26 protein-coding genes and 1 tRNA gene are annotated in these 26,703 nt (G+C 47.8%); 16 read left to right on the top strand and 11 right to left on the bottom strand.

Going from position 1 to position 26,703, the window contains the following annotated elements:
* Positions 1 to 207 precede the first annotated feature (207 nt).
* From NG795_RS07340 to NG795_RS07330, 3 genes are all read right to left on the bottom strand, one after another.
* The gene (locus tag NG795_RS07340; RefSeq protein WP_367288001.1) at positions 208 to 1,416 is read right to left on the bottom strand and encodes an aspartate aminotransferase; all 1,209 of its coding nucleotides are present in this window, start codon (positions 1,414 to 1,416) and stop codon (positions 208 to 210) included.
* A 163-nt stretch (positions 1,417 to 1,579) separates the two neighbouring features.
* Positions 1,580 to 2,731 carry an iron-containing alcohol dehydrogenase family protein gene (locus NG795_RS07335; RefSeq protein ID WP_367288000.1) on the bottom strand — a complete coding sequence of 384 codons (1,152 nt, stop codon included), beginning with the start codon at positions 2,729 to 2,731 and terminating at the stop codon, positions 1,580 to 1,582.
* Between the two features lie 495 nt (positions 2,732 to 3,226).
* Positions 3,227 to 3,940, bottom strand: a complete 714-nt coding sequence (locus NG795_RS07330) for a Uma2 family endonuclease (RefSeq protein WP_367287999.1) — start codon at positions 3,938 to 3,940, stop codon at positions 3,227 to 3,229.
* Between the two features lie 186 nt (positions 3,941 to 4,126).
* Between NG795_RS07330 and NG795_RS07325 the strand changes: the two genes are divergently transcribed.
* Together NG795_RS07325 and NG795_RS07320 are read left to right on the top strand one after the other, a co-directional pair.
* Complete coding sequence (locus NG795_RS07325) at positions 4,127 to 5,179, top strand: type IV toxin-antitoxin system AbiEi family antitoxin (protein WP_367287998.1); 1,053 nt, start codon at positions 4,127 to 4,129, stop codon at positions 5,177 to 5,179.
* Positions 5,166 to 6,020, top strand: a complete 855-nt coding sequence (locus NG795_RS07320; RefSeq protein ID WP_367287997.1) for a nucleotidyl transferase AbiEii/AbiGii toxin family protein — start codon at positions 5,166 to 5,168, stop codon at positions 6,018 to 6,020. Before NG795_RS07325 ends, NG795_RS07320 begins: the two co-directional genes overlap by 14 nt.
* Before the next feature lie 271 nt (positions 6,021 to 6,291).
* On the opposite strand, the gene NG795_RS07315 is transcribed toward NG795_RS07320, so the two are convergent.
* Together NG795_RS07315 and sufU are read right to left on the bottom strand one after the other, a co-directional pair.
* Positions 6,292 to 6,828: a Ycf51 family protein gene (locus tag NG795_RS07315; RefSeq protein ID WP_367287996.1), complete on the bottom strand. Its 537-nt coding sequence runs from the start codon at positions 6,826 to 6,828 to the stop codon at positions 6,292 to 6,294.
* A gap of 50 nt (positions 6,829 to 6,878) precedes the next feature.
* The gene (gene sufU, locus NG795_RS07310; RefSeq protein ID WP_367287995.1) at positions 6,879 to 7,355 is read right to left on the bottom strand and encodes a Fe-S cluster assembly sulfur transfer protein SufU; all 477 of its coding nucleotides are present in this window, start codon (positions 7,353 to 7,355) and stop codon (positions 6,879 to 6,881) included.
* Positions 7,356 to 7,905: 550 nt separating this feature from the next.
* Between sufU and NG795_RS07305 the strand changes: the two genes are divergently transcribed.
* Positions 7,906 to 9,114 (top strand): DNA cytosine methyltransferase, encoded by a 1,209-nt coding sequence (locus NG795_RS07305; RefSeq protein ID WP_367287994.1) that lies wholly within the window; start codon positions 7,906 to 7,908, stop codon positions 9,112 to 9,114.
* Positions 9,115 to 9,166: 52 nt separating this feature from the next.
* Here the strand turns inward: NG795_RS07305 and NG795_RS07300 are convergent, their stop codons facing one another.
* Together NG795_RS07300 and NG795_RS07295 are read right to left on the bottom strand one after the other, a co-directional pair.
* Positions 9,167 to 9,733: an FKBP-type peptidyl-prolyl cis-trans isomerase gene (locus NG795_RS07300; RefSeq protein ID WP_367287993.1), complete on the bottom strand. Its 567-nt coding sequence runs from the start codon at positions 9,731 to 9,733 to the stop codon at positions 9,167 to 9,169.
* 154 nt (positions 9,734 to 9,887) lie between these two features.
* Complete coding sequence (locus NG795_RS07295) at positions 9,888 to 10,211, bottom strand: phasin family protein (RefSeq protein ID WP_015149625.1); 324 nt, start codon at positions 10,209 to 10,211, stop codon at positions 9,888 to 9,890.
* 292 nt (positions 10,212 to 10,503) lie between these two features.
* Here NG795_RS07295 and NG795_RS07290 point away from each other — a divergent pair, with 292 nt between their 5' ends.
* Positions 10,504 to 10,866 carry a zinc ribbon domain-containing protein gene (locus NG795_RS07290; RefSeq protein WP_367287992.1) on the top strand — a complete coding sequence of 121 codons (363 nt, stop codon included), beginning with the start codon at positions 10,504 to 10,506 and terminating at the stop codon, positions 10,864 to 10,866.
* Positions 10,867 to 10,879: 13 nt separating this feature from the next.
* Here the strand turns inward: NG795_RS07290 and NG795_RS07285 are convergent, their stop codons facing one another.
* Positions 10,880 to 11,794, bottom strand: coding sequence for a lysophospholipid acyltransferase family protein (locus NG795_RS07285; RefSeq protein ID WP_367287991.1), 915 nt, complete (start codon positions 11,792 to 11,794; stop codon positions 10,880 to 10,882).
* 456 nt (positions 11,795 to 12,250) lie between these two features.
* Between NG795_RS07285 and NG795_RS07280 the strand changes: the two genes are divergently transcribed.
* Positions 12,251 to 13,522, top strand: a complete 1,272-nt coding sequence (locus NG795_RS07280; RefSeq protein WP_367287990.1) for an HhoA/HhoB/HtrA family serine endopeptidase — start codon at positions 12,251 to 12,253, stop codon at positions 13,520 to 13,522.
* Positions 13,523 to 13,721: 199 nt separating this feature from the next.
* On the opposite strand, the gene NG795_RS07275 is transcribed toward NG795_RS07280, so the two are convergent.
* The 3 genes from NG795_RS07275 to NG795_RS07265 all read right to left on the bottom strand — a co-directional run bounded on the left by NG795_RS07275 (position 13,722) and on the right by NG795_RS07265 (position 16,366).
* Entirely contained in the window at positions 13,722 to 14,594 is an 873-nt protein-coding gene (locus NG795_RS07275) for a GGDEF domain-containing protein (RefSeq protein ID WP_367287989.1), read from the bottom strand.
* A gap of 400 nt (positions 14,595 to 14,994) precedes the next feature.
* The gene (locus NG795_RS07270; protein WP_367287988.1) at positions 14,995 to 16,074 is read right to left on the bottom strand and encodes a sensor histidine kinase; all 1,080 of its coding nucleotides are present in this window, start codon (positions 16,072 to 16,074) and stop codon (positions 14,995 to 14,997) included.
* 220 nt (positions 16,075 to 16,294) lie between these two features.
* A tRNA-Thr gene (locus NG795_RS07265) sits at positions 16,295 to 16,366 on the bottom strand.
* Between the two features lie 252 nt (positions 16,367 to 16,618).
* Between NG795_RS07265 and ureE the strand changes: the two genes are divergently transcribed.
* From ureE to NG795_RS07210, 11 genes are all read left to right on the top strand, one after another.
* Positions 16,619 to 17,062, top strand: a complete 444-nt coding sequence (gene ureE / locus NG795_RS07260) for an urease accessory protein UreE (protein ID WP_367287987.1) — start codon at positions 16,619 to 16,621, stop codon at positions 17,060 to 17,062.
* An 89-nt stretch (positions 17,063 to 17,151) separates the two neighbouring features.
* Complete coding sequence (locus NG795_RS07255; RefSeq protein ID WP_367287986.1) at positions 17,152 to 17,835, top strand: urease accessory protein UreF; 684 nt, start codon at positions 17,152 to 17,154, stop codon at positions 17,833 to 17,835.
* A gap of 130 nt (positions 17,836 to 17,965) precedes the next feature.
* On the top strand, positions 17,966 to 18,562 hold the full coding sequence (gene ureG / locus NG795_RS07250; RefSeq protein ID WP_367288171.1) for an urease accessory protein UreG: 597 nt from the start codon (positions 17,966 to 17,968) through the stop codon (positions 18,560 to 18,562).
* Positions 18,563 to 18,899: 337 nt separating this feature from the next.
* On the top strand, positions 18,900 to 20,198 hold the full coding sequence (gene urtA / locus NG795_RS07245) for an urea ABC transporter substrate-binding protein (RefSeq protein ID WP_367287985.1): 1,299 nt from the start codon (positions 18,900 to 18,902) through the stop codon (positions 20,196 to 20,198).
* 145 nt (positions 20,199 to 20,343) lie between these two features.
* Positions 20,344 to 21,501, top strand: a complete 1,158-nt coding sequence (gene urtB / locus NG795_RS07240; protein ID WP_367287984.1) for an urea ABC transporter permease subunit UrtB — start codon at positions 20,344 to 20,346, stop codon at positions 21,499 to 21,501.
* A gap of 120 nt (positions 21,502 to 21,621) precedes the next feature.
* The gene (gene urtC / locus NG795_RS07235; RefSeq protein ID WP_367288170.1) at positions 21,622 to 22,788 is read left to right on the top strand and encodes an urea ABC transporter permease subunit UrtC; all 1,167 of its coding nucleotides are present in this window, start codon (positions 21,622 to 21,624) and stop codon (positions 22,786 to 22,788) included.
* Between the two features lie 66 nt (positions 22,789 to 22,854).
* Positions 22,855 to 23,610 (top strand): urea ABC transporter ATP-binding protein UrtD, encoded by a 756-nt coding sequence (gene urtD / locus NG795_RS07230; RefSeq protein ID WP_015149612.1) that lies wholly within the window; start codon positions 22,855 to 22,857, stop codon positions 23,608 to 23,610.
* Positions 23,611 to 23,705: 95 nt separating this feature from the next.
* Positions 23,706 to 24,404 (top strand): urea ABC transporter ATP-binding subunit UrtE, encoded by a 699-nt coding sequence (gene urtE, locus NG795_RS07225; RefSeq protein WP_367288169.1) that lies wholly within the window; start codon positions 23,706 to 23,708, stop codon positions 24,402 to 24,404.
* Between the two features lie 669 nt (positions 24,405 to 25,073).
* Positions 25,074 to 25,937: an urease accessory protein UreD gene (locus tag NG795_RS07220; RefSeq protein WP_367287983.1), complete on the top strand. Its 864-nt coding sequence runs from the start codon at positions 25,074 to 25,076 to the stop codon at positions 25,935 to 25,937.
* Between the two features lie 10 nt (positions 25,938 to 25,947).
* On the top strand, positions 25,948 to 26,250 hold the full coding sequence (ureA, locus tag NG795_RS07215) for an urease subunit gamma (RefSeq protein ID WP_254566088.1): 303 nt from the start codon (positions 25,948 to 25,950) through the stop codon (positions 26,248 to 26,250).
* A gap of 43 nt (positions 26,251 to 26,293) precedes the next feature.
* Positions 26,294 to 26,605 carry an urease subunit beta gene (locus NG795_RS07210; RefSeq protein ID WP_367288168.1) on the top strand — a complete coding sequence of 104 codons (312 nt, stop codon included), beginning with the start codon at positions 26,294 to 26,296 and terminating at the stop codon, positions 26,603 to 26,605.
* Positions 26,606 to 26,703: the final 98 nt, after the last annotated feature.

Raw genomic sequence — 26,703 nt, 5'->3', positions numbered from 1 at the left:
ACTGCGTGTTGTGTGTAAACCTTAGTAATCGATAACTTCACAGTACACCAATCTGAAAATTAATTTCGTCAATTTACCGATTAAAAGGGTCTTGTCGCCGCCGACGAGACCCTTTTAGTTTTGTTATGGGTCGTGGGTCATTGGTCATTGATGATTACAAATGACAAATGACAACCCACAAATGACCAATGACCAATGACCAGAAAATTAACTACCCTTAACTAAAGCGGGCATTTCCCCACAAATCCCTGCTTGTTTGAGGCGATCGAGGGCAACACCGAGGCGATCGCACTCCTGAATTAAACTAATCCGCACATACCCTTCACCGCCAGATCCAAAGGCATTCCCTGGCGTTAAAACCACCCCAGTTTTATTCAACACCGACTCAATAAACTCTTCGGAACTATTGCCAAAGGGACATTTTGCCCACACATAAAATGTTGCTTCCGGATTCTTCACACTCCATCCCAGTTCGCGCAATCCTTGCACCAAGAAATCGCGCCGCGCCCGATACCGCGCCTGCACTTCATGGATATAAACATCCGGCAAATGTAGCGCTGCTGCTGCCGCTGCTTGGACGACAGCAAACATCCCATAATCCATATTGGTTTTTAACCGGCGTAAATTCTTAATAACGCCAGAATTACCCACCGCAAAACCCACCCGCCATCCTGCCATATTGTAGGTTTTAGAAAGCGTATGGAACTCAACCCCAATCTCTTTCGCACCGGGAATTTCTAACAAGCTCGTTGGATGATAGCCATCGTAAGCTAATTCGGCATAGCACATATCATGCACCAGCAAAATTTCATGGCGACGAGCAAAGGCAACAACTTCCTCGAAAAATTCCCGAGGTGCCGTGGCAGTGGTGGGGTTGTTGGGATAGTTGAAATAGAGAATTTTAGCCCGTTTTGCCACCTCGTCAGGAATTGTCGCCAGATCAATCAACCAGTCGTTTTTCTCGGAAAGCACGATTTCATGAATCTCGCCCCCGGCAATTAAGGGACCCCGGAAATGGGCAGGGTAACCGGGACTGGGGACTAAAATCAAGTCCCCCGGATTGACATAAGCGAGGGCAAAGTGAGTTAACCCTTCTTTGGAACCGAGAACCGGCAACGCTTCAGTTTCGGCATCTAGGGAGACATCGTAGCGACGGTTGTACCATTCACAGATGGCTTGACGAAAGCTATCAGTACCGCCAACGGGAGGATAGCCGTGGGTTTTAGTATCTTGCAAGGCGGCGATCGCGGTTTCCACCACAGCAACGGGGGTGGGTCCATCGGGGTTGCCCATGCCTAAGTCGATTAAGTCAATTCCTTGCGATCGCGCCCCGGCTTTCAGTTCATCAAGACGCGCAAACACATAAGCCGGAAGTTGCTGCAAACGTTGAGCCGGTTGGATCCAATCTAAAGTCATGGGCGTTGTGCGCGGAAAAACCGCGATCTCCTTTTGTTGCAAAAAAAACTACAAATAGACATTTAATCGCCAAAAGGTCACGAGAGATACAGAATTTAAAAAATAAATCGTCTATCCCGATGGACCTAGCTTGAAGGTTGGCAGTGCCCTCCATTCAATTCAGTTAGGCAGAGGCTGTATCCACCACTTCTGAGGTTTCTTTAACGACTCCCCCCAGATCTACCCCAGTTCGCCGAGATTCTACGGGTGCCGTTGTCGAAACCATTGCTGCCATCAGTTGTTCCGGCACTACGGTAAAGGGCAGCCGATGAATGTCAGAATCGGGTGCACAAGCAATTTCAGCCGCATGGTGCAGTTCGCCCAAAGTGACCGTTTCTAAGCCTAAATCCTTTAAGCTTTGGGGTAAGCCAATCTCTGAATAGAACTTTAAGAGTTGCTGTCTGGCACTGGCGGCTAATTGGTTCCCTTGGAGCATTTCTTCCAAGCGCAGTTGCACCAAAATACCATAGGCGACTTTTTCCCCATGCAGGGTATCATGAGCAGCTAACAGGTGGGTTAAGCCATTATGAACCGCATGGGCGGCAACGGTGCGGCATTGAGCGCCCCCGAGTCCACCGATGACTCCGGCGAGTAACACCGTGGCATCGACGACTTGTTGCCAGACTTCCCCTCCGGGAGTGGCGACTGCCTGGGCAGATTTTTGGAATAACAGGTCCCGCAACACCCGCGCTTGTTGGACTGCGGCGATAATGAGGGTTTGTTCGGAATGTCCGCTACTGACGGAAGCTTCATACCATTTGGCGATCGCATCCCCAATTCCAGCGACTAAGGTGCGCTGCGGCGCAGTTTGAATCAAGTCATAATCGAGAATCAGAACATCGGGACATTTGGGGAGGGGGACATCGTAGAGAAATGCACCGCCATCAGAATAGATATTGGATAAAGCAGTCCAGGCGGCGCAGGTAGCGGCAGAGGTGGGAATGGTGATAATGGGCAATCCACAGCGATGGGCTAAAAGTTTGGCTGCATCGAGGGATTTACCGCCTCCGGTGCCGATAATCAGATCCGCTTGATGAGTGGCAACGGCTTCTTGCAGTCGGGTGAGACTGGCTTCGCTACAGTCGGGGGTATAGGAGGCAGAGGCGATCGCCAGTTGATATTGAGCAATGGCGGGTTGTAACCGTTCTGTCAGCAGTGTATTAGAGCAGTCGCCCCCCACAATCAAGGGACGATGCCCAAATCGGGCGATCACCGCGCCGGATTGTTCCAAACAGCCCCGCGATCGAATCACTTGAGCGGGTGCAACATTAAGCATCGGCAGTACAGCAGTTGGATTCGAGTTCAGTGTCGAGGAAACCAAATTCTGATGGGGCATACAGTTCTACAGAGGGGTTGCTTTTCCTGGGATGAGTATTTATAACTCTACTTTATTCCGGGATTCCCGATTGTGGCGGGGATTTCATCTAAATTTCGGGATTGCACCGTGAAGGTCCCAGGGGCGATCAACCCTGGGATATCTTGATTTTAAGTTGTTTCGCCCTAAACCTGCACGCCTGCTTCATTAATTGTCAGGGAAACTTGTGCTTACACAGAACAAGTATGAGAACGCCCAAAAAATTGCCCTAAAGAAGCTAGAAGAAATACGAAAAGAGCTAAGGAACCGTTAGGGTCAACCCAACTTGCTTGATTTACTAGAATAAAGCAAACGATCGCCTCTTAATGTAGGGGCGATTCGTGAATCGCCTCTACAATTTACGGTTTAATGTTAACGATTGCGTAAGTCCTCAGAAGCGATCGCATCTCCAATCCTTTAACTATCCGGATCCACTCCCAACTCCCGCAACCGTTGCGCCAGTCGTTCGGCGCGTTGGTGCTCTTGTTCGGCGCGTTCCTCGGGCCATAGGAGCAGTTCTCCTTCGGCATTCCACCAGCGCAACCAATAGCCGGTACGGTTAGCGCGCTTTCCCTGCCAGACTCCTAAAAAGAGTTCTAATCCGGGAATCCAATATCGACCGTCGGCATTGGTCGTCTGGATTTGGTAGCGATCGCTCTCTAATTCATGGACTTCTAAAGTCGCAGTTTGAGCTTGGAAAATCGCATAAATGGGTACCTTTACCACCTGCTCGTAAAAATACCATTTCCCGATGCGCTGTTGAAACTCCACCGAGTATTCTTCGCCGTAGGTATCGGATAGAAATTCCATCACGACTAACGGAACGGGCCCTTCGGTGTGGGGAGTGTAGCTGCGACGGGGATAGGGATCCGGCCAAGGTTCTACCGGACGGACGTACATCCAATCGGGCGCTTTCAAAATGAGGCGATTATTAATCCCTACACATAAGCCAAAGTTGGTCGTAATTAAGGCATCTTTGAATAAGTCCGGTGTCAACGATTGACGCAAAGCCTCCGCTAAGAAAGGATGCTCTATATCATCCACTGGATCGTCAGGCAGTACAAAGTCATCTGGCAGTTTAGGCCAGGTAATTTTTATCTCAGAAACTGGGGTTTGAGGTATGACAGACATTATGCAACCTCGCATGACCGTTAATAGGGAATTTGCTGTTATTCTATCGGATAGAAGCTGGCGATCGCATCCCCGACGGATTTAACCTCGACTCATGCTCTCTGCCATTGGTGCTACCATGCCATCAGCAAATCCGGCTTTTGACAACCTTTCCTTAAAAATTGAGCATCCACAGGATTGGCATCCATGAAACAAGAAAGTCTGTTGTTGCGCGAGTGCCTGAACCATGTGAATGCCTTACCCGATATTGAGGCAAGAAACGGCGATCGCAACTGGATTACCATCCGCAACGGCGATAAATCGGTAGATTATGCTTACAAAATTCAGCCAGATGTTACCGGCACTACCGCTGAACTCATTATCCCTTATTTTCAACGGTTTGAACGCAATAACGGCGACAAAATTCTCCTGCTTACTCGCTACTTATCCAACCCCGCTATTGATATTTTGCTGGAAAAAAAGATAGAGTTTATCGATACGGCAGGTAATATTTATCTCAATAATTCAGCCGCTTATATTCTGATTCGCGGTCAGCGTCGGCCAAAGGGGAACCCTTTGTCTCGTTCCAAAATCACCATTACGACTTTTCAAATTATCTATATTTTATTGAAAAATCCCCACATTTTGCAGGCAACTGTGGGCGATATCGCTGCTGCTGCTGGTATTACATCCTCCACGGTGAGTCGGGGTCTTCAGGATTTATATGAGTTAGGCTATTTACAACGGCAACGAGATGGAAACTATCGAATTATTAACTATCCTAAACTTTTAGAGCGTTGGGAAATGGGCTACGCTGAAAGTCTTCGCCCCAAACTGATAGTCGAAGCTTTTACTCCGGCAGGAGAGCGGAGCTTTTCAGATGTGGCAGAGACTATGATTGAAGGAGCGAAAGAGGGTAAATTTTTGTTGGGCGGAGAACTGGGGGCAGCGATCGCAACGGATTATCTTCGCCCCCAAAGCGCTACATTGCATTTAGTTGAGAGCGATCGCCAGACATCGGTGAAATCACAAGCGATGGCAATGGCAGCGAAAATGAGGCTTAAGCCCAGTCCCAAAGGAAACATCGTCTTTGTTCAGCAATTTGGTACGCAGAATACTTGGAGTGAGGAGGGGAGGGAAACCCTCGCGGATCCATTGCTGCTTCATGCAGAGTTGCGGTTAATTCCCGATGAGCGATCGCAAGAAACTGCCGACCGCCTTTATAGGCACTATTTAGCTACGAGAGATGAAAATACTTGACCCAAAAGAAAAACAGGTTTTAGTCGATCTCAAGGCTGTACTAGATTCTCTAAATCTGCCCAGGCTTATGGTGGGGGCTGGAGCCAGATTATTAATTTTTGATCGACAATATAACAGGGAAGGTCGTGCGACAAAAGACTGGGATTTTGCTGTATCTGTGGATTCCTGGTCAGATTTTCAAACCCTGTGCGATCGCCTGACTCTCGGAAAAAATCCCCGCTTCAAAGGCGCTCATAAAGTTCCCCATAAATTCATTCACCTGGCAACAGGTGGAGAGGTTGACATCGTACCTTTTGGAGAAATCGGTCAACCGGGACAGGAAATTGAATGGGAGGATGGCCTGAAAATGAATTTACTCGGATTGGAAGAAGCTTTACTGTACGCTAAAGAGCAAGTCCTTGACAACGACCTTGTGCTTCCAGTGGTAGAGCCTCCCGCTTTTTTGGGTCTTAAACTCATTGCTTGGTCAGATCGGGGAGGCAATAAAGATTTAAAAGACATCGATTTTATGATTGAAGGAATCGCGGATAGCGGAATTTATGAAAATCGCGTTTTTGAAGAACTGGTCAATGAAATTTCTGAAGGACAAGTTGAGTATCTAGCTGCGCCTACTTTCTTACTAGGGCGAGACATTCGGCGGATATTCCGCGATGCCACAGTCAGTAAAATTAATGAAATTTTGTCGGAAATCTTGGAAAACCGGGATACAGTGATTCCACAACTCATTCCCAGGACTGTAGCTGACGACGAAGAATGGGACGATCGCTTCGATGCGATCGTTCGACGTTTTGAAGTGTTACAACGCGGGATACTGTCTCGTCCCTCTCCAGACAATACCTAGTTCTGGACCTCAAAAGTCAATTTCGAGGTTATCGATATGCTTTAAGAAACGATAAAACTGCTTAAAGAAAAACCTGATCCAGTTTTATTGAGTCAGATTTTCAAACGCTTATCCAGTCGGTCGGCTGTATCCATCAACATTCAGAAGAGGTCAGTGACCATTAAATTGGCTAAGGTATTGAAGCGTTAGTTCTAGTTTCATTATAAAAATATAAAAATTGAGAAGACAAAACTTTAGGGTTCTGTCTTCTCAATTTTCAATTCTTCATTGTTTAGGCGTCTTTAGCTGCCGGTTTTAATTTAGACAGTTCCGAGAATTGATCGGCGTAGATTTCGATTTCAAGATTTTCATCGTCGCGAACCCCTAGCGATCGCTTTACCTGTCCCAAAAATAGGGGTTTAGACAGTCCCGGTTCGGGATGGACGATGGTGCGGGCGCGGATGGTTAATTGGTTTTCTCCACCGGAACTAAAACGACCCTGAGAAAACAAATCATTGGCGGCTTGACGCAGGGTTAATTCTAGTTCAGACTCGGTGATACTCGGCGGTAAAGCAATCACGGTTTGACTGCCGCCATTGTCGTAGACCCTGGTATAGTGCAGCGCCCCGGGGACTTGGACCCGAGTCAGAGGGACCAAGCTGAGGGCAAATAAACCGCCGGTGAGGACTCCCATAAAGCCGGTAATTCCCACCAAGCGAAAGCGGACTCCCCATTTGAAGAGAAATCCTAACAGACTCAGGACTCCACTAACCAGGGTGAGGATGCCTGCCCACTTAAAAGCAACGAAAAATTCTGCAGTTGTTAGCATATTGGTTTCTGGTGTGATTGAGGAGTAGTTCGGTTGAGTTCCATTCAGATTTAAGATTCCGCTTCATTACTGACAAAGCTATCGGAGTCAGGGTTCGCTGATTCGATCGCCGCTTTTAGAGTATGCCAGCAGAGGTTAGCACATTTGATGCGAACAGGAAATTGGGCGACCCCTTGCATGACATTGAGCTTGCGCTGTTCTTTCGGAAATTCCGCCTCGCCTTTCATCATGCTTTGGAAGCGCTGTACCATTTCAATGGCTTCCGCTGTGGATTTGCCGCGCAACGCTTCTGCCATCAGGTCAACGGAGGCCATCGAGATAGCGCAGCCTTCTCCGTCAAATTTTACCTCTTCAATGCGATCGCCCGCCTCATTCAGCCGCAATGTCAGTTCGATGGTATCGCCACAGGAGGGGTTATGTCCCCGTTGTCGGCGATGCACCGGATCCGTGACACCCCGATGTTTGGGAGACTTGTAACGCTCCAGAATGACTTGCTGGTAGAGGTCGCGCAGATTGCTCAGAGACATGGTGGTAAGCGGGGAGAACTTAATTAATCTTTAGTTTAGATTCTATCAGCACTAGCACCCTTTGTCTTGGGTTAGGGGTTATGGGTTCTTGAGAATCCCGATCAAGGCAATCCAAACATTAACATCTCCCTAACAAATTTATCAGCGGTGTGAGCGTTCTTGGTGATGGCAAGACGCGATGATGATGCTAGAGGTCATCCGCAAGGGCGCTAACCCACGGAACTTTAATCAGTCAGAAAGGAAGCGAGCAAGATGCAAAGCCTTCGGCATAGCTAAGGGCACTCCGCGCAGGCTACGCCAACGCTGTGCGGCACTCCAAAATTGTAGGCGAATAACGGGGGTAAAACTATATAAATTCAAAAATTGATGCTTAATGCTTTAATGTAAAATGAAGGAATAAAAAATGCAATAACTTCTCAAGTGCCAAGGAGCATCTTGTTCTGTTTTAGTAGTAAAATATTTCTTGTTTTTCCTCACTATTCTAATGTCACTTTGCTACAATAGGGGGTATATTTTTCTCATAAATTCAAGGTAAATTAGGAAATCAACAGTGAAAAGTCCGAGGGAAAAGTTGCAGGGATGGAATATCACCGAAGCAGAACGAGCCGTTTATCGAAACCGTTCTCAGGCATCGAGTGCGGCGAAGGCGAAGGCATTGCGGGGAGAAGGACCGAAACCGATTCATCCGATTAATGTGCCGAAGTTGCATCCGGAAGACTTGATGCCGCAGTTGCCACTTCATGGATTGCGATCGCTCTCTTTATTCAGTGGCGGAGGGGGTCTGGATTTAGGGTTTGATCGCGCTGGTTTTACTCATGTTGCCAGCTATGATATTCTCCCCGATGCCGGTAAAACTTTAACGCGAAATCGCCCCCATTGGACTGTGTTTGCTGGGGAACCAGGAGATGTCACCCAAATCGATTGGCGCAGTTATCGTGGGTTAGTTGATCTGATTCATGGCGGTCCTCCTTGTCAGCCTTTTTCCGTGGCGGGTCATCAACAAGGAAAAGCCGATCGCCGGGATATGTTCCCCGAATTTGTTCGCGCTGTCTTGGAAATTGAACCTTTAGCATTTGTTGCAGAAAATGTGACTGCACTACTGGGTAAAAAGTTTAATTCATATCTAGAGGAAGAGATAGAAAAACCTCTAAGCAAAACCTATCATTTAACTCAATTTATTTTATCCGCCCCCGATTTTGGGATTTCGCAAATCCGCAAGCGTGTTTTTTTTGTGGGATTTAAAACAGATAAAATGGCAGCAAAATATCAGCCGCCTCAACCGACTCACCACTGGGAAAAGGGGGAAGCAAGTAGTATCGGGCAAGCCATTCAGTTAGATTTATTTTCCCCGGGAGAGCCTTCCAAACTTCCTCGATGTATGGGGATTCGAGAAGCATTGGGATTACCGGATATCGGCTTTGATGCATTAGCACCGACGATTAGAAGTGGACTGACGGGACCCCGGCATACCACCTCAGTATTGAGTAGTGTTTCCGCTCAAAAGACCTGGGAAAAACTGCAAATTTGGCCGAACGGAGTAGCCGCTAATCGAGAACAAGCACATTTATTTGTGGCGAAAAATGGTCATTTTCGATTGTCGGTGGCTGACTGTGGAATGATTCAAGGATTCCCCGAATCTTGGAGGATTGAGGGAGCAGTGTACATGGCATTAGGACAAATTGGCAATGCGGTTCCTCCACCTTTAGCCTATCGAGTAGCTGAATCAGTAAAAGTTGCCATCCAATCTGATATAAATTAAGGACACGGCAGCAGCCGTGTCCTGAGGATGCAAGGTCAGAAATCAGGGAAATTTATCCCGCGATTCTGAGCAGTTCTACATCAAAAATTAAGGTGGCATTGGGGGGAATAACGCCACCGGCACCGCGTGCACCGTAGCCTAATTCTGGGGGAATCACTAATTCGCGCCGTCCGCCCACTTTCATGGTGGAGAGACCTTCATCCCAACCTTGGATAACTTGACCGACTCCGAGTTTGAAGGAAAATGGCTGGTTGCGATCGCGGGAACTGTCAAACTTGGTGCCATCTTCTAAGGTTCCGGTGTAATGAACCACAACGGTTTGCCCTTTTTGAGGGGTTGCACCCGTTCCCTCGGTGATTTCCGTGTATTTTAGACCCGAAGGTGTCGTTTCCATAGTTGTTGTTGTCTCCTTTTGTGTGGTGTCAGCGCTGGCGATTTGCGTCTGAGCGGTCAACCGTTGCGCCAACAGGGATTTGCTGGGCGTTGGTACTTCAGTTGTGGTTTGAGTCGGCTGAATGTTGGACGCGATCGCCTGACTTGAGCGATCGGTAAACTGAGCGACCACCAGCACCAAAACGCAGGCCAGCATCACCCCAAAGCTGATTAAAATTTCTCGCAAAATCAGTCCTCCTGAGTAGCCTGTAATGGCTCCAATCGTTGGGCTAGAAATTGACAACCCAGCGATTGTAGCCTGATCCCTACTCTAACGCCAAATGTCCCCCGGCTCGCCCCGGATTTCTGAACTGAGTATCGGACAGTGGGAGTAACCCCGCTTACCGCCATTGCTTATTTTCTAAGTCGCGAATTTGACGTTCTAGGCGATCGAGGCGTCCTCTGAGTTCGTCCATTTCCGCTTGGCGCGGCACTCCCAGGTCTTGCATGACGTTACGAATCTGGCGCTGCACCTGGGTTTCAAAATTCCCCTGTTCCGATTTCATCTGCTGCATGAGATCGTCTACAAAATGTTTCGCTTGGTCCGGATTGAGTTTGCCGTCCTGGACCCACTGGTCGCTGACCTCTTTAATTTTCTCGGCGACTAGCGAGGTGGTGCCAATGCCGATCAACAGCAGTTGCTTGAGCAAATTATTCGCATCCATATTGTTTTATTGTTTTCCTCTGACTGGGGTTATGAAAATATCATCTACGATAGCGCGGGCCTTCTAAAGCGTGCGATCGCTGGCTTTATTTTGGCCTACTCTTCTATTGTGGGATATCGTATCCTGCTTCTGCGGCTGTTCTACCTCTTATGTTGTAGGGTTTCCATTCTGAGGCAGACTGCCTTTACCCCAGATACTTAGGGTAGGATGAAACAAAAGGCTAATCTATGAGTGAGGAAACCCGCACTCAATCGCGATCGCCCCCTACCGGATTCCACCCCCGTTTGCCATCATGTCTGACTGTCCGCAGTGCCATCAATCCGTTGATGACCAAGCTGTTAAATGTCCTTACTGCCAAACCCCACTTAAAGGATTTGGTCATCCCGGTATTCCCCTGCATCAGGCCAACTCAGAAGAATTTTTATGCCAGAGTTGCACTTACCATGAGGACGATACCTGCAACTATCCCCAGCGACCCTACGCCAAAACCTGTACGCTTTATCACGATAAATCTCAACCCTTGGTCCCGGTGATTCAAACCCCCTATTCTCAATCGGGGTCCTTTTCCGGCGTGAATCGATGGGTGAGGAGACATCCCGGCGCGATCGCCCTGGTGGCGATCGCCCTAATTAGTCTCTTCCTGGCACTGCGATAACCTCAACGACAAACTAGGACCGATCGCCCACTTGGGCAATCAACTGGTCCAAAGACTGTTGCATCTGAGTACAAACCAACTGATAGCACTCATTTACATAGTCGCGATCGCTGGCTGCCTCTCTTCCATACCGCTCAAAGGCGACGGGTGCACAAACCCGGGTATGAATCTTCGCCGGAAGGGGAAAATTCGGCCAAGGTCCAAAAGCAATCCCCCAAGGCAACCCCAAATAAATCGGAAACACCACCGGATCAATTCCAAATAACCAAGGCATCCCCCACTCCTCATGCAACTGGCGCATTTCTTTGTAAATATCCGCCATCACAAACAGAGTGTCATGAGCACCATAGGAAATAATCGGTAAAATTGGGGCATTTTCGCGTAAGGCTAACTTAATAAACCCTTGGCGTCCTGCAAAATAAATTTTATCCCGGAGGTGATGGGGTCGAAACACATCCTCGGCACCTCCAGGATAGACTAACACCGTTGCCCCCTTTTGCAGGGCTGCGATCGCCATTTTGGGATGCGCCCGTAGCGCCCCACATTGGGCCGCTTGCCGAACCACCGTCTCGGGAAAGATATCCCAAACCGTCGGGTGCATCAGTCCGTAGGTCAGGCGATCGAACCCTTGGCGACGGAACCAATCATACATAAACATAAACATATCCGGTGCCGCGAGTCCCCCATTGTGAGAACCCACCACCAGCATTTTGCCCTCGGGTAAAACATGATGCCATCCGTCGGTTTGCACGCTAAAATAGTGCTGGTATGCCCATTCCCACAGGGGCATAAACGATTGAATCACCCGGGGGTCCCGCTGGTCTAACGACCAACCATCATAGGGATGGCGATCGCCCTTTCGTGCGAGGAAATCAGGTTTAAAGAACGATTCCAGGTTGTCAAACAAAGCCTCTCCCAGCCCTTCCATAGCAGAATGCAGAATAGCGCTTTCCAGAATAGTCTGGTCTGGACGCTCTTGACAAATCTAGCAACTCTGGGGACCGCAATTGTCGCTCTGTGGCCCTGTCGCCCCCGGATTCCCCGCCCCCCCCATCCCGATCCACAATCCTGCGATATCCTCGACACATCCTCGTCATATCTGCCTTTTACATTAAAAATAGTCAGCCCTTCAACCCGGTTGAAACGGTCTCAACCCGTGCTGATGCCGGTCTTGACTTTATGCTAGAACGGTCTATAAAATAGCGAGTCTCTATCCTTGAGGAAATCTGACTCTGTTCCCTCTGGGTCTAACCCAAAGATGATAGCAGGCAGATTTTTCCTGGATTCTTCCCGATTAGTTTCGACGAGCTATATTATCCCGACTGCAAGCAAGAACGCTCGATTTTAAGGTAATGCAGGAGTTTTGCAGCAGGAGTTATCCCGAATGAAAACAACACAGGATCAGTTCAATACCCCCTCCGAACCCTTGAAGAATTCGGCTCATCCAGGGTCGGCCCCCGGTTGGCAAAAACCCCTCACCTATTTTTCTATCTTCCTCCTGGGCGCGAGTGCTACCTGGTCCGCTACGCAATTTCTGAATGGACCCACTCTGGTTTCACCTCCGGTTAACGCGGCCTCTCCCGCTCAAGTCCAGACTGCGGCCCCAGTGATTCAGGGGAGATTGCCGATCGCGGACACCAATTTTATTACGGATGTGGTTCAAAATGTGGGTCCGGCTGTGGTCCGGATTAATGCATCCCGTACCGTGACCACCCAAATTCCCGATGCCTTTAATGATCCATTTTTCCGGCAATTTTTTGGGTCCCGATTGCCGACTCAACCTCAAGAGCGGGTAGAGCGGGGGACGGGTTCTGGGTTTATTATTAGTAATGACGGCCAAATTCTCACCAATGCCCATGTTGTTGCCGGTGCGGATACGGTGGAAGTCACCCTCAAAGATGGTCGCTCATTTACAGGTCAAGTCATGGGGACGGACCCGGTAACCGATGTGGCGGTGGTGAAAATTGAGGCGAACGATTTGCCGACAGCAGTTGTGGGAGACTCAGAGCAATTGCAACCCGGTGAATGGGCGATCGCGATCGGCAATCCCCTGGGGTTAGATAATACGGTGACTGTGGGCATTATTAGCGGCACCGGGCGATCGAGTTCTCAAGTCGGGGTCCCCGATAAACGGGTGAATTTTATTCAAACCGATGCGGCGATTAATCCGGGTAACTCAGGCGGTCCCTTGCTGAATCAGCGCGGTGAAGTAATTGGTATGAACACCGCGATTATTCAAGGTGCTCAAGGTCTCGGATTTGCCATTCCCATTAATCGCGCTCAAGATATTGCTCAACAATTGATTGCTAATGGGGAAGTTCAACATCCCTATGTCGGCATTCAAATGGTGCAGTTGACTCCAGAACTGAAAAATGAAATTAACAATAATCCCAATGCCGGGTTAACGGTTACTGAAGACAAAGGGATTTTAATTGCTCAAGTTATGCCGGATTCTCCTGCGGTTCGTGGTGGACTCCGCGCCGGTGATGTGATTGTTTCGATTAATGGGGTACAGATGACGGATGCCAATGCTGTACAACAGCAAGTGGAACGGACTCGTGTCGGGGGGGAATTGCAAATGCAAGTGATTCGCAATGGTCAACCCTTGACTTTGGCAGTACAACCGGGTGCTTTCCCGAACCAAGCGAGTAATTAATTGGCACTCCAGCTACTATTTCAATCATTTTTATCTGGCTCTGTTGTGGACCTATTTACAAGAATTCCCAGCAGAGCCAACTTTTTTAAAGCGGCTGGATATTCATTAAAAAGTGTTTGTAAGAAGCCATTGAATATTAAGTTTAAATAGAGGCGATCGCCGGTTAAGAGAGCGAAAGAAACGGTTGAGAGCGCTCTCATTAACCGGATGCCGTAACGACGCGATCGCGTCCTTGGGTCTTCCCCTGATATAAAGCCGCATCCGCTGCTTGCATGAGCTGGTTTCCTGTTAACCCATGTTGGGGATAAACAGCCACGCCAACAGAAATACTTACACCGGGAAGGTCTTGAGCTAAATAAGTCAATTTTAGACGTTTAACCTGTCTGCGTAGATGCTCCGCCTGTTGCTGAGTCTTTTCTAAAGACGCTTCGGGTAAAATGACCATAAACTCCTCTCCCCCGTATCGACAAGGAATATCAAGGGCACCACTTTCAGTTTTGAGTAGCCATCCTAGTTCCCTTAAGACTACATCCCCCGCTTCATGTCCGTAGGTATCGTTGAATCCTTTAAAATGGTCAACATCCAGCATGATCAGACCCAGCGATCGCTCGGTCAGTTGAGCGCGACACAGTTCTCGTTCTAAAGATTTGGCTAAATACCGGCGGTTAAATAAACCCGTTAACGGATCGCGAATACACTGCTCATGCAATAACTCTTCCATAAGATCGGAATGTTGGACGATCGTATCGAGCATGATTTCTAAATCGGCCTTTTCTCGGAGCAGGTTCGTCACCAGAAACTGGTAGGTGGATTCAGTCTGCTTGCGATCGCGCTGTTCAGCTTCCAATTTTCTCGTCAACTCCGAGACCAAAGCGCTCAGGGTCTGGGTATGGAGCATTAAGGTCTTTTGGTTACACAGCAGTTTGGCCTTTTCCTGCTTAACTTTATCAAGTTTCAGGCGCAGCCTTTCCACCTCCCACAGAAGAGAGGTGTTGGGTTCTGGCTCATCTTCATCGTCTCGATAAAATGGGGTCTTGACACAAGTCAGGTTTCTCGATGGCTCAATTATCATGACGCGGGACTCCTTTAAACTTTTCTATTATATCTCGACTCTAAATGGAGTGTCATCCCTTTGATAGATGCAATTTTTTAAAAAATACGCTATGCATTCTATTTCTGTCGGCCTGATTCCCGATTCCGTCCTTATAGGAACATCATAGTTCGGGCAGCCGTCAGGCGTTGGTATATTTGGAACCCCTTTATCAAATTTTTCAAGAAGTTTCCCAAAGCGTTGAGCCACCTTTCTCTGATTCGCCGCTTTCAACGGCTCAACTTCCGTTTAAAACATTCCTTTATAATTAATGGTATTCAGTCCTGAAACAAGCCGCTAATGCCGGTTATCTTCACTCCCCGGTTGAAGGGTTTTATCAGAAGTAATTAAACGGATTTTTGAGAAAATTCACTCCACCGACTCAAGCCAAAGGAAGAGAGAACTCAAACCGGCTGCCTTTTCCCAGTTCACTCTCGACTTGCATCTGGCCCCCTTGGAGTTCCACTAACCGCCGAGAAATGGCTAAACCGATGCCGGTGCCATTGCTGCCACTGGACCTGCGCCAGAAGCGATCGAACACATGAGGCAGATCCTCTGGGGGGATACCAGACCCTGTATCAATCACGGCAATCCACAGATACCCTGCACTGGTCCAGGTTCGCAGACAAATCGAACCCGTCGCCGTATGACGCAAGGCATTCCCCAGAAGATTAACCAGCACTTGTTCTAAGCGATCGGGGTCCGCCATGACCCCCGGGAGTTGAGGAGGACAGTCTAATTGCAACACCAAGTTTTCTTCCACAATCCAATCGGAAAACCGTTCAATTAAGGTTTCCAATAAAGGACGCACATTCATTCGCTGCAAATCAATCGGCAAGTAACCCGCTTCTGCCTTGGAGAGTTCCTGCAAGTCATTGACTAACCGTTCCAAACGCCGAGTTTCTTTGGCAAGACGGTGATAAATATCAGGGTCCGGTGGCAGGGTGCCATCTTCGAGTTGTTCCAAATTGCCCCGAATAATGGTTAAAGGGGTTCGCAATTCGTGAGTCAAATCGCTAATCAATTCCCGGCGTCGGTGCTCCACATTTTCGATACTCGCTGCCATGCGGTTAAAGCTGGCACTGAGGCGATTGAGTTCAGGAATTTCACTGGCAGGCATTCGCTGATGGAGTTCTCCTGCCGCAAATTTTTGGGTGACTCGTTCCATGAGAGTCATGGGTTTAGTAATTCGTTTGGCAACAAAATAACTGAGTAAACCGGCCCCGGTTGTTCCCACAATTACGGACCAAAATGTGCCACGATTCCAGGTGGTTTCAAAGACATCGACTAAAGAAGTGCGGACATAGTGGAGGTTAAATCCTTTGCCTTCAAGTTGTTGAAGGTGAACGATAAACAGGCGGGGGGAGGAGAGTTTGCCGGTAATGACCAGGACGGTCACCCCAACCATTAAGACGAGGAGATGGGATAAAAATAAACGCGATCGCAATCCTATCTTAGCCATAGTTTTGAGTAACTTTTACCCGGTTTCTGACCCCAATTATGTAGGGTTTTAGCGTTGATAGGACTTCCGCATTGCCGCTCTATCTGTAGTTACAATTCCCTTGGATGCCCCTACAGGGTTTCAGGTCCGTTGCTTCGGTCCGGCCAGGGTGACTGCTCAGAGACCCTCCCCGGGTGACGCGCGATCGCCTTTGGATGCTATTTTAGCGATTTTCATTGAAAGCCGATGGCGGGATTTGAACCCGCGACCGCCTGATTACGAATCAAGTGCTCTACCACTGAGCTACATCGGCATGACTGACATTAGATGATTGTAGCAGGCTTTTTTTGAGTTGGCTAGAGGGTTTAGCAGATATTTTTCAGGAATTTTTTGAACCGGGACTAGGACGCCGATACCGTCAAAGGAAGGTCCCAGTTGAATCCCGAACTTTTTTAGGCAAATCCCTGAGAAAAATCAGGGTGGGATTCAAAGGCGATCGCCTCAATGGTAGGATTTGGTCTAACCCAGTCCCACAAGTTCACAGATTGCTGTTGATCCCTTGCTAATGTTGACCTTAACCCACTGTATGCCACCGGATCCCGAGGCAGCGATCGCCTTGACCCTTTCCCTCACCGCAGACGATCGCACTCGCAGTCGCCATCGATTTGAAACCGAAGAAGGAGAAGAGGTTCATCTCAAGTTACCCCGAGGGACCGTCTTAAGTCATGGCGACTGCCTCACCGATGACTCCGGGAACATCAGGGTTCTCGTCACCGCCAAACCGGAACCCACCCTGATAGTTACGGCTCATACTCCCCTGGATTTATTACGCGCTGCTTATCATTTAGGAAATCGTCACGTTCCTTTAGAAATTCACCCCGATTATTTACGTTTGACCATTGACCCGGTTTTAAAAACCCTGATAGAACAATTAGGATTAACGGTTCAAGAAGAAACTGCTCCCTTTCATCCAGAACTAGGAGCTTATCACTCTCATCAGGGTCAGTGACTGCGGTCCAAATAGATTGTTTCTTCTTGAATTTAACCCAATAAAATACCCTATTAATTAACTAATTAACTGATATTATTTTTGAATTTATGCTCACTGATTTTTCCTTATTATCCTTGTTGCAACTGGCGAGTCCGGCGTTACCTGTAGGCGCTTATAGCTATTCTGAAGGGTTGGAAATGTTAGTTGAACGCGGCATCGTCAACAGTGCAGAAACTCTCCAAAATTGGATGAATTGGGAATTGCGAGAAGGGTCAATTTCTTTAGATGGAGCGGTGATGGTGAGAGCCTCAAATGCAGCCCATACAGGCAATTGGGGAAAGGTCCAGGAGTGGAATCACTGGTCATCGGCAACCCGCGAAACGGAAGAATTGCGGCAACAGAGTTGGCAGATGGGAAATGCGTTACTGCGGTTATTGATGGCGCTTTGGCCGGTAGAAGACCGAGTTGAAGTCACTGCCTTGAGTGAGGAGGATTGTAATTTTGCAGTAGCCTTCGGGATTGCTGCTTCATATTGGCAGATTCCCTCGGATGTGGCTTTATTGGGATATTTACAGAGTTGGGCTTGTAATTTTATTGGGGCTGGGGTGAAACTGATTCCCCTGGGGCAAACCGCAGGGCAACAGCTATTATTTAATTTACAACCCAATTTGGTGACGGCAGTTCAAACAATTTTAAGGGTAGAAGATGATGACCTCAGCAGTTGCACTTGGGGGCTAAGTTTAGCGAGTATGCAGCATGAAAGTCAATATTCCCGATTGTTTAGAAGTTGAAGCTAGGGTGGTCATTTGTCCTTTGTCCTTTCAATTGTGGAATAATCAGGACAAAAAAACAGAACACCCAATGACATAAGACCAATGACTTAAGACCAATGACATAAGACCAATGACAAAAAACCTAATTATGAGTTCATTTCGTGTCGGAATTGCGGGTCCCGTGGGTTCAGGAAAAACGGCGTTAGTGGATGCATTGTGTAAAGCAATGCGCGATCGCTATAACTTGGCGGTGGTGACGAATGATATTTACACCCAGGAAGATGCTCAATTTTTAGTGCGATCGCAGGCCCTGGAAAAGGAGCGAATTATGGGGGTAGAAACGGGGGGCTGTCCTCATACAGCAATTCGAGAAGATGCCTCGTTGAATTTAGCTGCGATCGCCCAACTGGAACGGAGGTTTTTGACCCTGGATTTGGTATTTGTAGAAAGTGGCGGGGATAATTTAGCGGCGACTTTTAGCCCGGAATTAGTCGATCTCACCATTTATGTGATTGATGTTGCCGCTGGGGATAAAATTCCCCGCAAGGGAGGGCCAGGAATTACCAAATCTGATTTGTTAGTGATTAATAAAATTGACCTGGCCCCTTTAGTGGGGGCAGATTTGGGGGTGATGGAACGGGATAGCCAAAAAATGCGCGGCAGTCGGCCCTTTACCTTTACTAATTTGAAGACCCAAGAAGGACTGCAAGGGGTGATTGATTTTATTGAGGCTAATCTGGTTTAAAAAGTGGCACTTTTGTGCCGGTACTATAGCGAGATTGGAGACGGGGTTCAGGGGGGCGATCGCATCAAGTGCAAGCAAATCCCGGGACTCATGCGTATCTTAATCCGGTTCTTACAGGGTATGTTAAGGTCCATAAAGCTACCGTTACCCCTCGACCTCACAATTGTTAGAAATCGCAACATTGTCACAAATTGGCTCAGACTAAATATCAGAGGACTAAGGCTTGAATGCCTAGAAAATTTCTGTATCCAGAAATACAATTTGTTCCTGAGAAGATCGCTTTAATATCAAGGCTCTGATAGGAGCGAGTCAATGCCAGTAGGAGTACAAAAATAGGATGACACATCGACTTGGACGGCGTAAATTTCTGCTTTATGGTACCGCTGCCCTAGGAAGCAGCATTCTGCTGAAAGCTTGTACCGAGGGCAATGTAGCGGAAACGGATGCAGCAACTCCGGGGGCAGGTGGTGGCGTAGATACGATTAAGGTGGGAATCCTCCATTCCTTAAGTGGCACGATGGCGATTAGCGAACAAAGTGTCGTTGATGCAGAACAGTTGGCGATCGAGGAAATTAACAACGCTGGCGGGGTTCTCGGCAAGAAAATTCAGGCGGTTGTGGAAGATGGGGCGTCGGATTGGCCCACCTTTGCGGAAAAAGCCAGAAAACTGATTGATCGGGATAAAGTGGCGACGGTTTTTGGCTGCTGGACATCCGCCTCGCGCAAGGCCGTTTTGCCGGTGTTCGAGTCGAGTGGTCATATGTTATGGTATCCCGTGCAGTATGAAGGGCAAGAATGCTCTAAGAATGTTTTCTATACCGGGGCAGCCCCCAATCAACAGATTGAACCGGCGGTGGATTGGCTGTTAGAAAATAAAGGCCAGCAATTCTTTCTAGTCGGGTCCGATTATGTGTTTCCCCGTACCGCCAATACGATTATTAAGGCTCAACTTGAAGCCAAAGGGGGACAAACCGTGGGAGAAGATTATATCCCCCTCGGTGGCACGGAAGTTACCGCAATTATTACCAAAATTCAAGCGGCTTTGCCGGATGGTGGCGTGATTTTTAATACCCTCAATGGGGACAGCAACGTGGCCTTTTTCAAACAGATGCAAGGGGCTGGGTTGACACCGGACAAATATCCCACCATGTCGGTGAGTATTGCGGAAGAAGAAGTGCGAGCGATCGGGACTGAATATCTCAAAGGTCATTATGCCGCTTGGAATTATTTTCAATCGGTAAATACCCCCGAAAACCAAAAGTTTGTTCAGGCATTTAAGTCAAAATACGGCCAAAATCGGGTGACAAATGACCCAATGGAAGCCGCTTATATTATGGTTTATTTGTGGAAACAAGCGGTGGAAAAAGCGGGAACGGCGGATGATATTGAGGCCGTCCGTAAAGCCGCTGTGGGACAAACTTTACAAGCTCCAGGAGGTCTGGTTACCCTCCAAAATAACCATCACCTCTCAAAAACGGTCCGCATCGGTGAAATTGGGGATGATGGAATGTTTAAAATTGTCTCCGAAACCCCGGCCCCGGTTGACCCAATTCCTTGGAATCAATATGTGGCAGATACAAAGGGCTATTCCTGCAATTGGGAAGACCCGACTAAAGGTGGCAAGTACATGATGTAAAAATTGCCAAAACTTGGCAACGGTAATGTTTAGAGTTTAGAAGGTAAAGATAAGTCAAAGTATTTTTTCTTGACCTATTAAACTCTAAACCATTACAAGTAAAAGAAAATTAAACCCTTCGTGGAGATAATTTAACTCACCTATAATGGAACTATTTTTACAAAGCCTATTTAATGGCCTTAGCATTGGATCGGTTTTATTAATTGCGGCATTAGGATTAGCCATTGTCTTTGGCATTATGGGCGTGATTAATCTCGCTCATGGTGAATTGATGATGCTAGGAGCGTACACAACATTTGTTGTCCAAAATGTGTTTAGAGGATTTGGAGAACCCTGGTTTGGGTTCTATATTATTGCTGCACTGCCTTTGGCTTTTTTAGTGGCAGCTTTAGCAGGAGTTCTCCTAGAACGGGGGGTGATTCGCTACCTGTATGGACGACCCTTGGAAACCCTCCTGGCAACCTGGGGCGTGAGCTTGATTTTGCAACAATTGGTCCGGAGTATCAGTTGGCTGATGTGCCTTCAAATAGGGGTGTTTTGTCTGCTATTTTTTGGGGGATTGTGGGGGGTGAAGCGGCGTCCAGATTTTGAGCGGATTCGTAATGGGGCGATCGCCATTTTGCTGCCTCTTTCCGCTGGAATTACCCTGGCACTCGGTGCGATTTTAGGCAAATCTGCTGGACTAGCCCTCACTCAACCCTGGTTTGGCGCACAAGGGGTGGATGTGACGGCACCGGGTTGGTTGCGCGGAGGGATTCCCATTGGCACGTTCCAATTGCCTTATGTCCGGTTATTTATTATTGCCTTAACTGTGGTTTGTGTGGTCGGAATTTACTTATTTTTGTTGCGATCGCCCTGGGGATTGCGAATTCGTGCCGTTACTCAAAATCGCAGCATGAGTGCTTGTCTGGGAATTCCCACCCAAAAAGTAGATGCCTTAACCTTTGCGATCGGTTCCGGATTAGCTGGAATTGCCGGTTGTGCCATTAGTTTGCTCGGTTCCGTTGGACCGAATACGGGCCAAAACTATATTGTGGATGCATTTATGGTGGTGGTTGTCGGGGGAGTCGGCAAAATTATTGGAACCGTTGTTGCAGCACTTGCCATTGGATTGGTGAACTACATTATTGGTTCAGGAATTTTCATTTCAATGGTTTCTCCCGACAGTGCTTTATTTAATTTTTTGACCTTTTTTGCCACTACTAGCATGGCAAGAGTGATGGTATTTGTGCTGATTATTCTGTTCTTACAACTCCGTCCAGCAGGACTGTTTCCTCAGAAAGGACGCACGGTCGATGCCTAGGTTTAGAGGTCAGTTAAACGAGGTAAAAAAAACGGCATGAACCACGATAAATTTCCAGAGAAATGGGAAGACAAGAAACAGAAAGAAAGCTCCGGTAATAATAACAGTTGGATTGACCAATTGCTCCAGGTACAGGGCAAGGTTAATCAGGTTGCGAAGCAGAAACCGCGATTATTTGAACTCTCGGCGATTGGGGTCATTGCTTTAATCTTGATTGCCGTTATGCCTCTGCTCTTGTCTGATTTTCGCTTGGATTTGTTGCATCGGTATTTAGCCTTGGCGATCGTTGCCTTGGGGATTGATTTGATTTGGGGTTATACGGGATTGCTGAGTTTGGGACATGGGATATTTTTTGCCCTTGGGGGATATGCGATCGCCATGCATATCAAATTACAAATTCCTGAAACCGCCAGCAGTCAACTTCCCGATTTTATGGGACTTTATGGAGTAACGGAACTGCCTTGGTTTTGGGGACCCTTTTCCTCCTTTCCCTTCACGGCGATCGCCATCCTGTTAATTCCCGGCATCCTCGCCGCCTTTCTCGGATATCTCGTATTCCGAAATCGCATCCGAGGCGTCTACTTCTCCATTCTTACCCAAGCCGCTACCATCGTCTTTTTTAACTTCTTCAACGGACAACAAAAACTCTTCAACGGCACCAACGGACTCACAGATTTTCAAACCCTCTTAGGATTTCCCATCTCCCACCCAAACACTCAATATGGGTTTTATGTCCTTACCGTCATCCTATTAGCCGGTTCCTATCTCCTTTGTCGCTGGTTAACCTCGGGACGTTTCGGACGTTTACTCATTGCCATTCGCGACGATGAAAGTCGCGTCCGGTTTTCCGGTTACAATCCCACCGGATATAAAGTCTTAGTCTTTGCAATTTCTGCCGCTTTAGCTGGACTCGGAGGCGCACTATTTACCCTCAGAGCAGGTATCATTTCCCCCAGAGCAATGGATATTGCCTTTTCCATTGAAATGGTAATATGGGTTGCAGTCGGCGGTCGAGCCACCTTAATCGGAGCCATCCTCGGAGCCTTATTAGTCAACTACGGCAAAAGTTTCTTAAGTGAACAATTCCCCGAAATTTGGCTGTTTTTTCAAGGCGCACTCTTCCTAATTGTTGTCTTAGTTCTTCCCAATGGCATCGTTGGCTGGTTGCGGACCGAAGCGGGTAATTTCTTTCGCCGGATTACCGGACATCCGCGATATATGATTACCTATCCCCAGTTAGCAGAAGACCCCGAAATTCAACGGGAGCGTGAAACCCTGGAGCCTTAAAATCATCGACTCCTGATGAGTTGAGTTGGGAAATAGTCTAGTCATCCAGTGTCAGAGAGAGAGTCCGTGAACGAAAATATCTTAGAAATTGAAAATTTAACCGTTAGTTTTGACGGATTTAATGCCCTCAATAACTTAACATTCACCATGAATACGGGAGAGTTGCGGGTCATTATTGGTCCCAATGGTGCCGGAAAAACTACCTTTTTAGATGTGATTACCGGAAAAGTCAAACCCACCCTAGGGAAAGTTTTCTTTAAAGGACGAAACCTGCGGAAATATTCTGAAGATAGTATTGCTCGGTTTGGCATTGGTCGCAAATTTCAAACTCCACGGGTTTATCTAAATCTCACCCCTCGGGAAAATTTAGAAATTTCCTGCAATCGGAATAAAAATGTATTTCAAACTTTACTGAAACCGACCCCAGCATCGGAGCATAATACGGTCAAAACCTTGCTGGAAACCATTGGTTTAGTCGCTAAAGCAGATATTGCTTCGGGATTACTTTCCCACGGGGAAAAGCAATGGCTAGAAATTGGGATGTTGCTGGCTCAATCTCCCGATTTACTGCTCGTTGATGAACCCGTTGCCGGTTTAACCGATGAAGAAACCGCCCTCACCGGGGAATTACTGATTTCCTTGGCCCAAAGTCATTCCATTATTGTGATTGAACATGATATGGAATTCGTGCGACAAATTGCCCGCAAAGTCACGGTATTGCATGAGGGTTCGGTCCTCTGTGAAGGGAGTATCGAAGAAGTGCAAAATGACCCCAAAGTGATTCAAGTCTATTTGGGAAGTACAGAAGAACATGAAGAATAAGCCAGATTAATACCCGATAAGAACTGAGAATAAAGTTGATGAATTCAATTGACAACCTAGAAAAACCCTACCTAACAGAACCCTCACCCCATCGGATGCTACAAGTATCCGGGCTAAATGTTTATTATGGAGAAAGTCACATTTTGCGGGATGTGGATTTGAACGTATCCCCGGGACAAATGGTCTGCTTGATTGGACGGAATGGGGTCGGCAAAACCACTCTATTAAAAACGATTATGGGATTACTGCAACCTCGCAAGGGACAAATCTATTTAGAGGGTCAACCCATCATCGATAAATCGAGCGATCGCCGTGCTAAAATGGGCATCGGTTATGTCCCCCAAGGGCGGGAAATTATTCCCCGGTTAACGGTGAAAGAAAATTTAATTTTGGGCTTAGAAGCGCGACCCACTCGGCCTAAAAATCTGGAAATTTCTGATGAAATCTTTGAATTATTTCCGGTTTTAAACAAAATGTTGCATCGGATGGGGGGAGATTTGAGTGGCGGACAACAACAACAACTGGCGATCGCCCGCGCCTTGATGGGAAATCCTCGCTTACTCATCCTCGATGAACCCACGGAAGGCATCCAACCTTCGATTATTTTAGAAATCGAAGCGGCAGTGCGTCGGATTATCCAATCTAAGGGCATTTCGGTCCTGTTAGTCGAACAGCATTTGCATTTTGTCCGAGAAGCCGATTGGTATTATGCCATGCAAAAAGGAGGAATTGTGGCCTCGGGTTCCACTGAAGAACTCAGTAATGAAGTTATTCAACGATTCCTAGCGGTTTAATCCGAAAGTGGCAACACCCGGCGGGGGTTAAAACGATTGGCGGCCTCATAGCTGCGAGTCGGTTTCAACTGACATCTTGCACCATTCTCAACAACCGGCGGGGGTTAAAACTTTTAGCCTGTAGAGGCGCTTATAAAAGCGCCTCTACGGCGGGGGTTAAAACCCCCGCCTAATAGCTCAAGTCGGTTAAAAACCGACTGCAACTCTGATACACTGGCGACAACCGGCGGGGGTTAAAACGATTGGCGGCCTCATCGCTTGCATTCGGTTTTTAACCGACTGCAAGTCCTATCCCGTGGTGTTTTCAGTCGGTTTTTAACCGACTTTAGCTGTTAGGCGGGGGTTTAAACCCCCGCCGGTTGTTGAGAATGGTGCAAGATCTCACTCGGTTAAAAACCGACTGCAACTCTGATACACTGGCGACAACCGGCGGGGGTTTAAACGATTGGCGGCCTCATAGCTTGCATTCGGTTAAAAACCGACTGCAAGTCTGATACAGTGGTGTTTTCAGTCGGTTTTTAACCGACTTTAGCTGTTAGGCGGGGGTTTAAACCCCCGCCGGATTTGAGGAGGGTGCAACAGGTCAGGTTTTTACAGACTATGACAACCGGATTTCGGGTCAAACGGCACGCTATAGTTAAATTTGATGTAACCTGAATCCGAGAATTTGTGAGTAATAGTCAGACTGAAAATCAAGCCGTTCAAGGATGGCATGGCAGCTTAGAATTAGCCTACGCTCAATCGGGAACAGCTACCCAAATGGTATCGGCTAAGGCGACGGCCCCTCTCAAGATGCAGCGACCCTTTTATCCCGAAGGGGAAGGAGTTTGTCATAGTGTAATTTTGCATACCGCTGGGGGAATTGTAGGCGGTGATTCCCTGGGACAATCGATTCATCTCCAGGAAAATGCTCATGCTTTAATTACCACCGCAGCGGCGGCTAAAATTTATCGCAGTCTGGGTGAAGTTGCACGGCAAACTATTCAGATTCATGTCGATTCTGGGGCTTATTGTGAATGGCTTCCCCAGGAAAGTATTATTTTTAATGGGGCAATTTATCGCCAAGATTTACGGATTGAATTAGCACCGGATGCCCGATTTTTGTTGTGGGAAATTAACCGATTTGGACGGAGTGCCCGGGGGGAAACGTTTGTTCAGGGCTCGTGGCGATCGCAGACGGAAATTTGGCAACAGGGTCGTCCCCTGTGGATCGATCGCCAACATCTCCAGGGGAGTGAATCCGCAGTTGCCTCGAACTCCGCTTTAGCCGGTTTCCCCATTGTGGCAACTCTCGCCTGGATTGCGGACCCGGTGACCCCGGAACTGGTCCAAGAAGCGCGATCGCTGTGGGAAGCGCGTTCAAGTTTCTCCCAAGGCGAAGCTGGGGTCACCCGGCTCACTCACGGATTATTATGTCGATATCGTGGATCTTCGACCCCAGAAGTGCGAAACTGGTTTAGTGAAGTTTGGCAACTCCTGCGCCTGAGTTTTATAGGCCGTCCGAGTTGTCCTCCGCGAGTTTGGCCGATTTGAAGGACTTATTATGCAACTTTCTCCCCAAGAAAAAGACAAATTATTGATTTTTACCGCAGCGTTAGTTGCCGAACGCCGTAAAAATCGGGGCTTACTTTTAAATTATCCAGAAGCTGTGGCCTATATTTCTGCTGCTATTTTAGAAGGGGCGAGAGATGGCAGAACCGTTGCCGATTTGATGAGCTATGGTGCAACCTTACTCACCCGGGAGGAAGTGATGGAAGGCGTCCCGGAAATGGTGGCAGAAGTGCAGGTGGAAGCGACGTTTCCTGATGGCACAAAATTGGTTACGGTTCACAATCCGATTCGATAAGTTGAACCGATTTAATCTGAAATCCTACAGGTAAGAGGTGATGATGATTCCCGGAGAAATTATTGTTAAAACTGGAGAAATCGAGTTAAATGCGGGGCGAAAAACCGTCCGGTTGCAAGTCGCTAATGCTGGCGATCGCCCCATTCAAGTTGGCTCACATTATCATTTTTTTGAGGTCAATGAAGCCTTGAGTTTTGACCGAGATGCCGCCCGAGGAATGCACCTAGATATTCCCGCCGGAACTGCGGTGCGGTTTGAACCGGGAGATGAGCGAGAGGTGGAATTAGTTCCCTTTGTCGGCAGTCGTCAGGTGTATGGGTTTAATGGTCAAATTAATGGCCCACTGGACTCCTAATGCTCACAGTCTGTAACCGTCACTACTACCATTGTTAAGAATTTCTTTTAAAGTGGAAGCAGTCCTCACTCTCCCCCTGGTTCTTGCGGGAGTTCGGG

It is taken from the genome of Laspinema palackyanum D2c (assembly GCF_025370875.1).
Classification (GTDB): domain Bacteria; phylum Cyanobacteriota; class Cyanobacteriia; order Cyanobacteriales; family Laspinemataceae; genus Laspinema; species Laspinema palackyanum.
The sequence above is the reverse complement of the archived record's forward strand: the minus strand, read 5'-3'. Positions and strand labels throughout refer to the sequence as shown.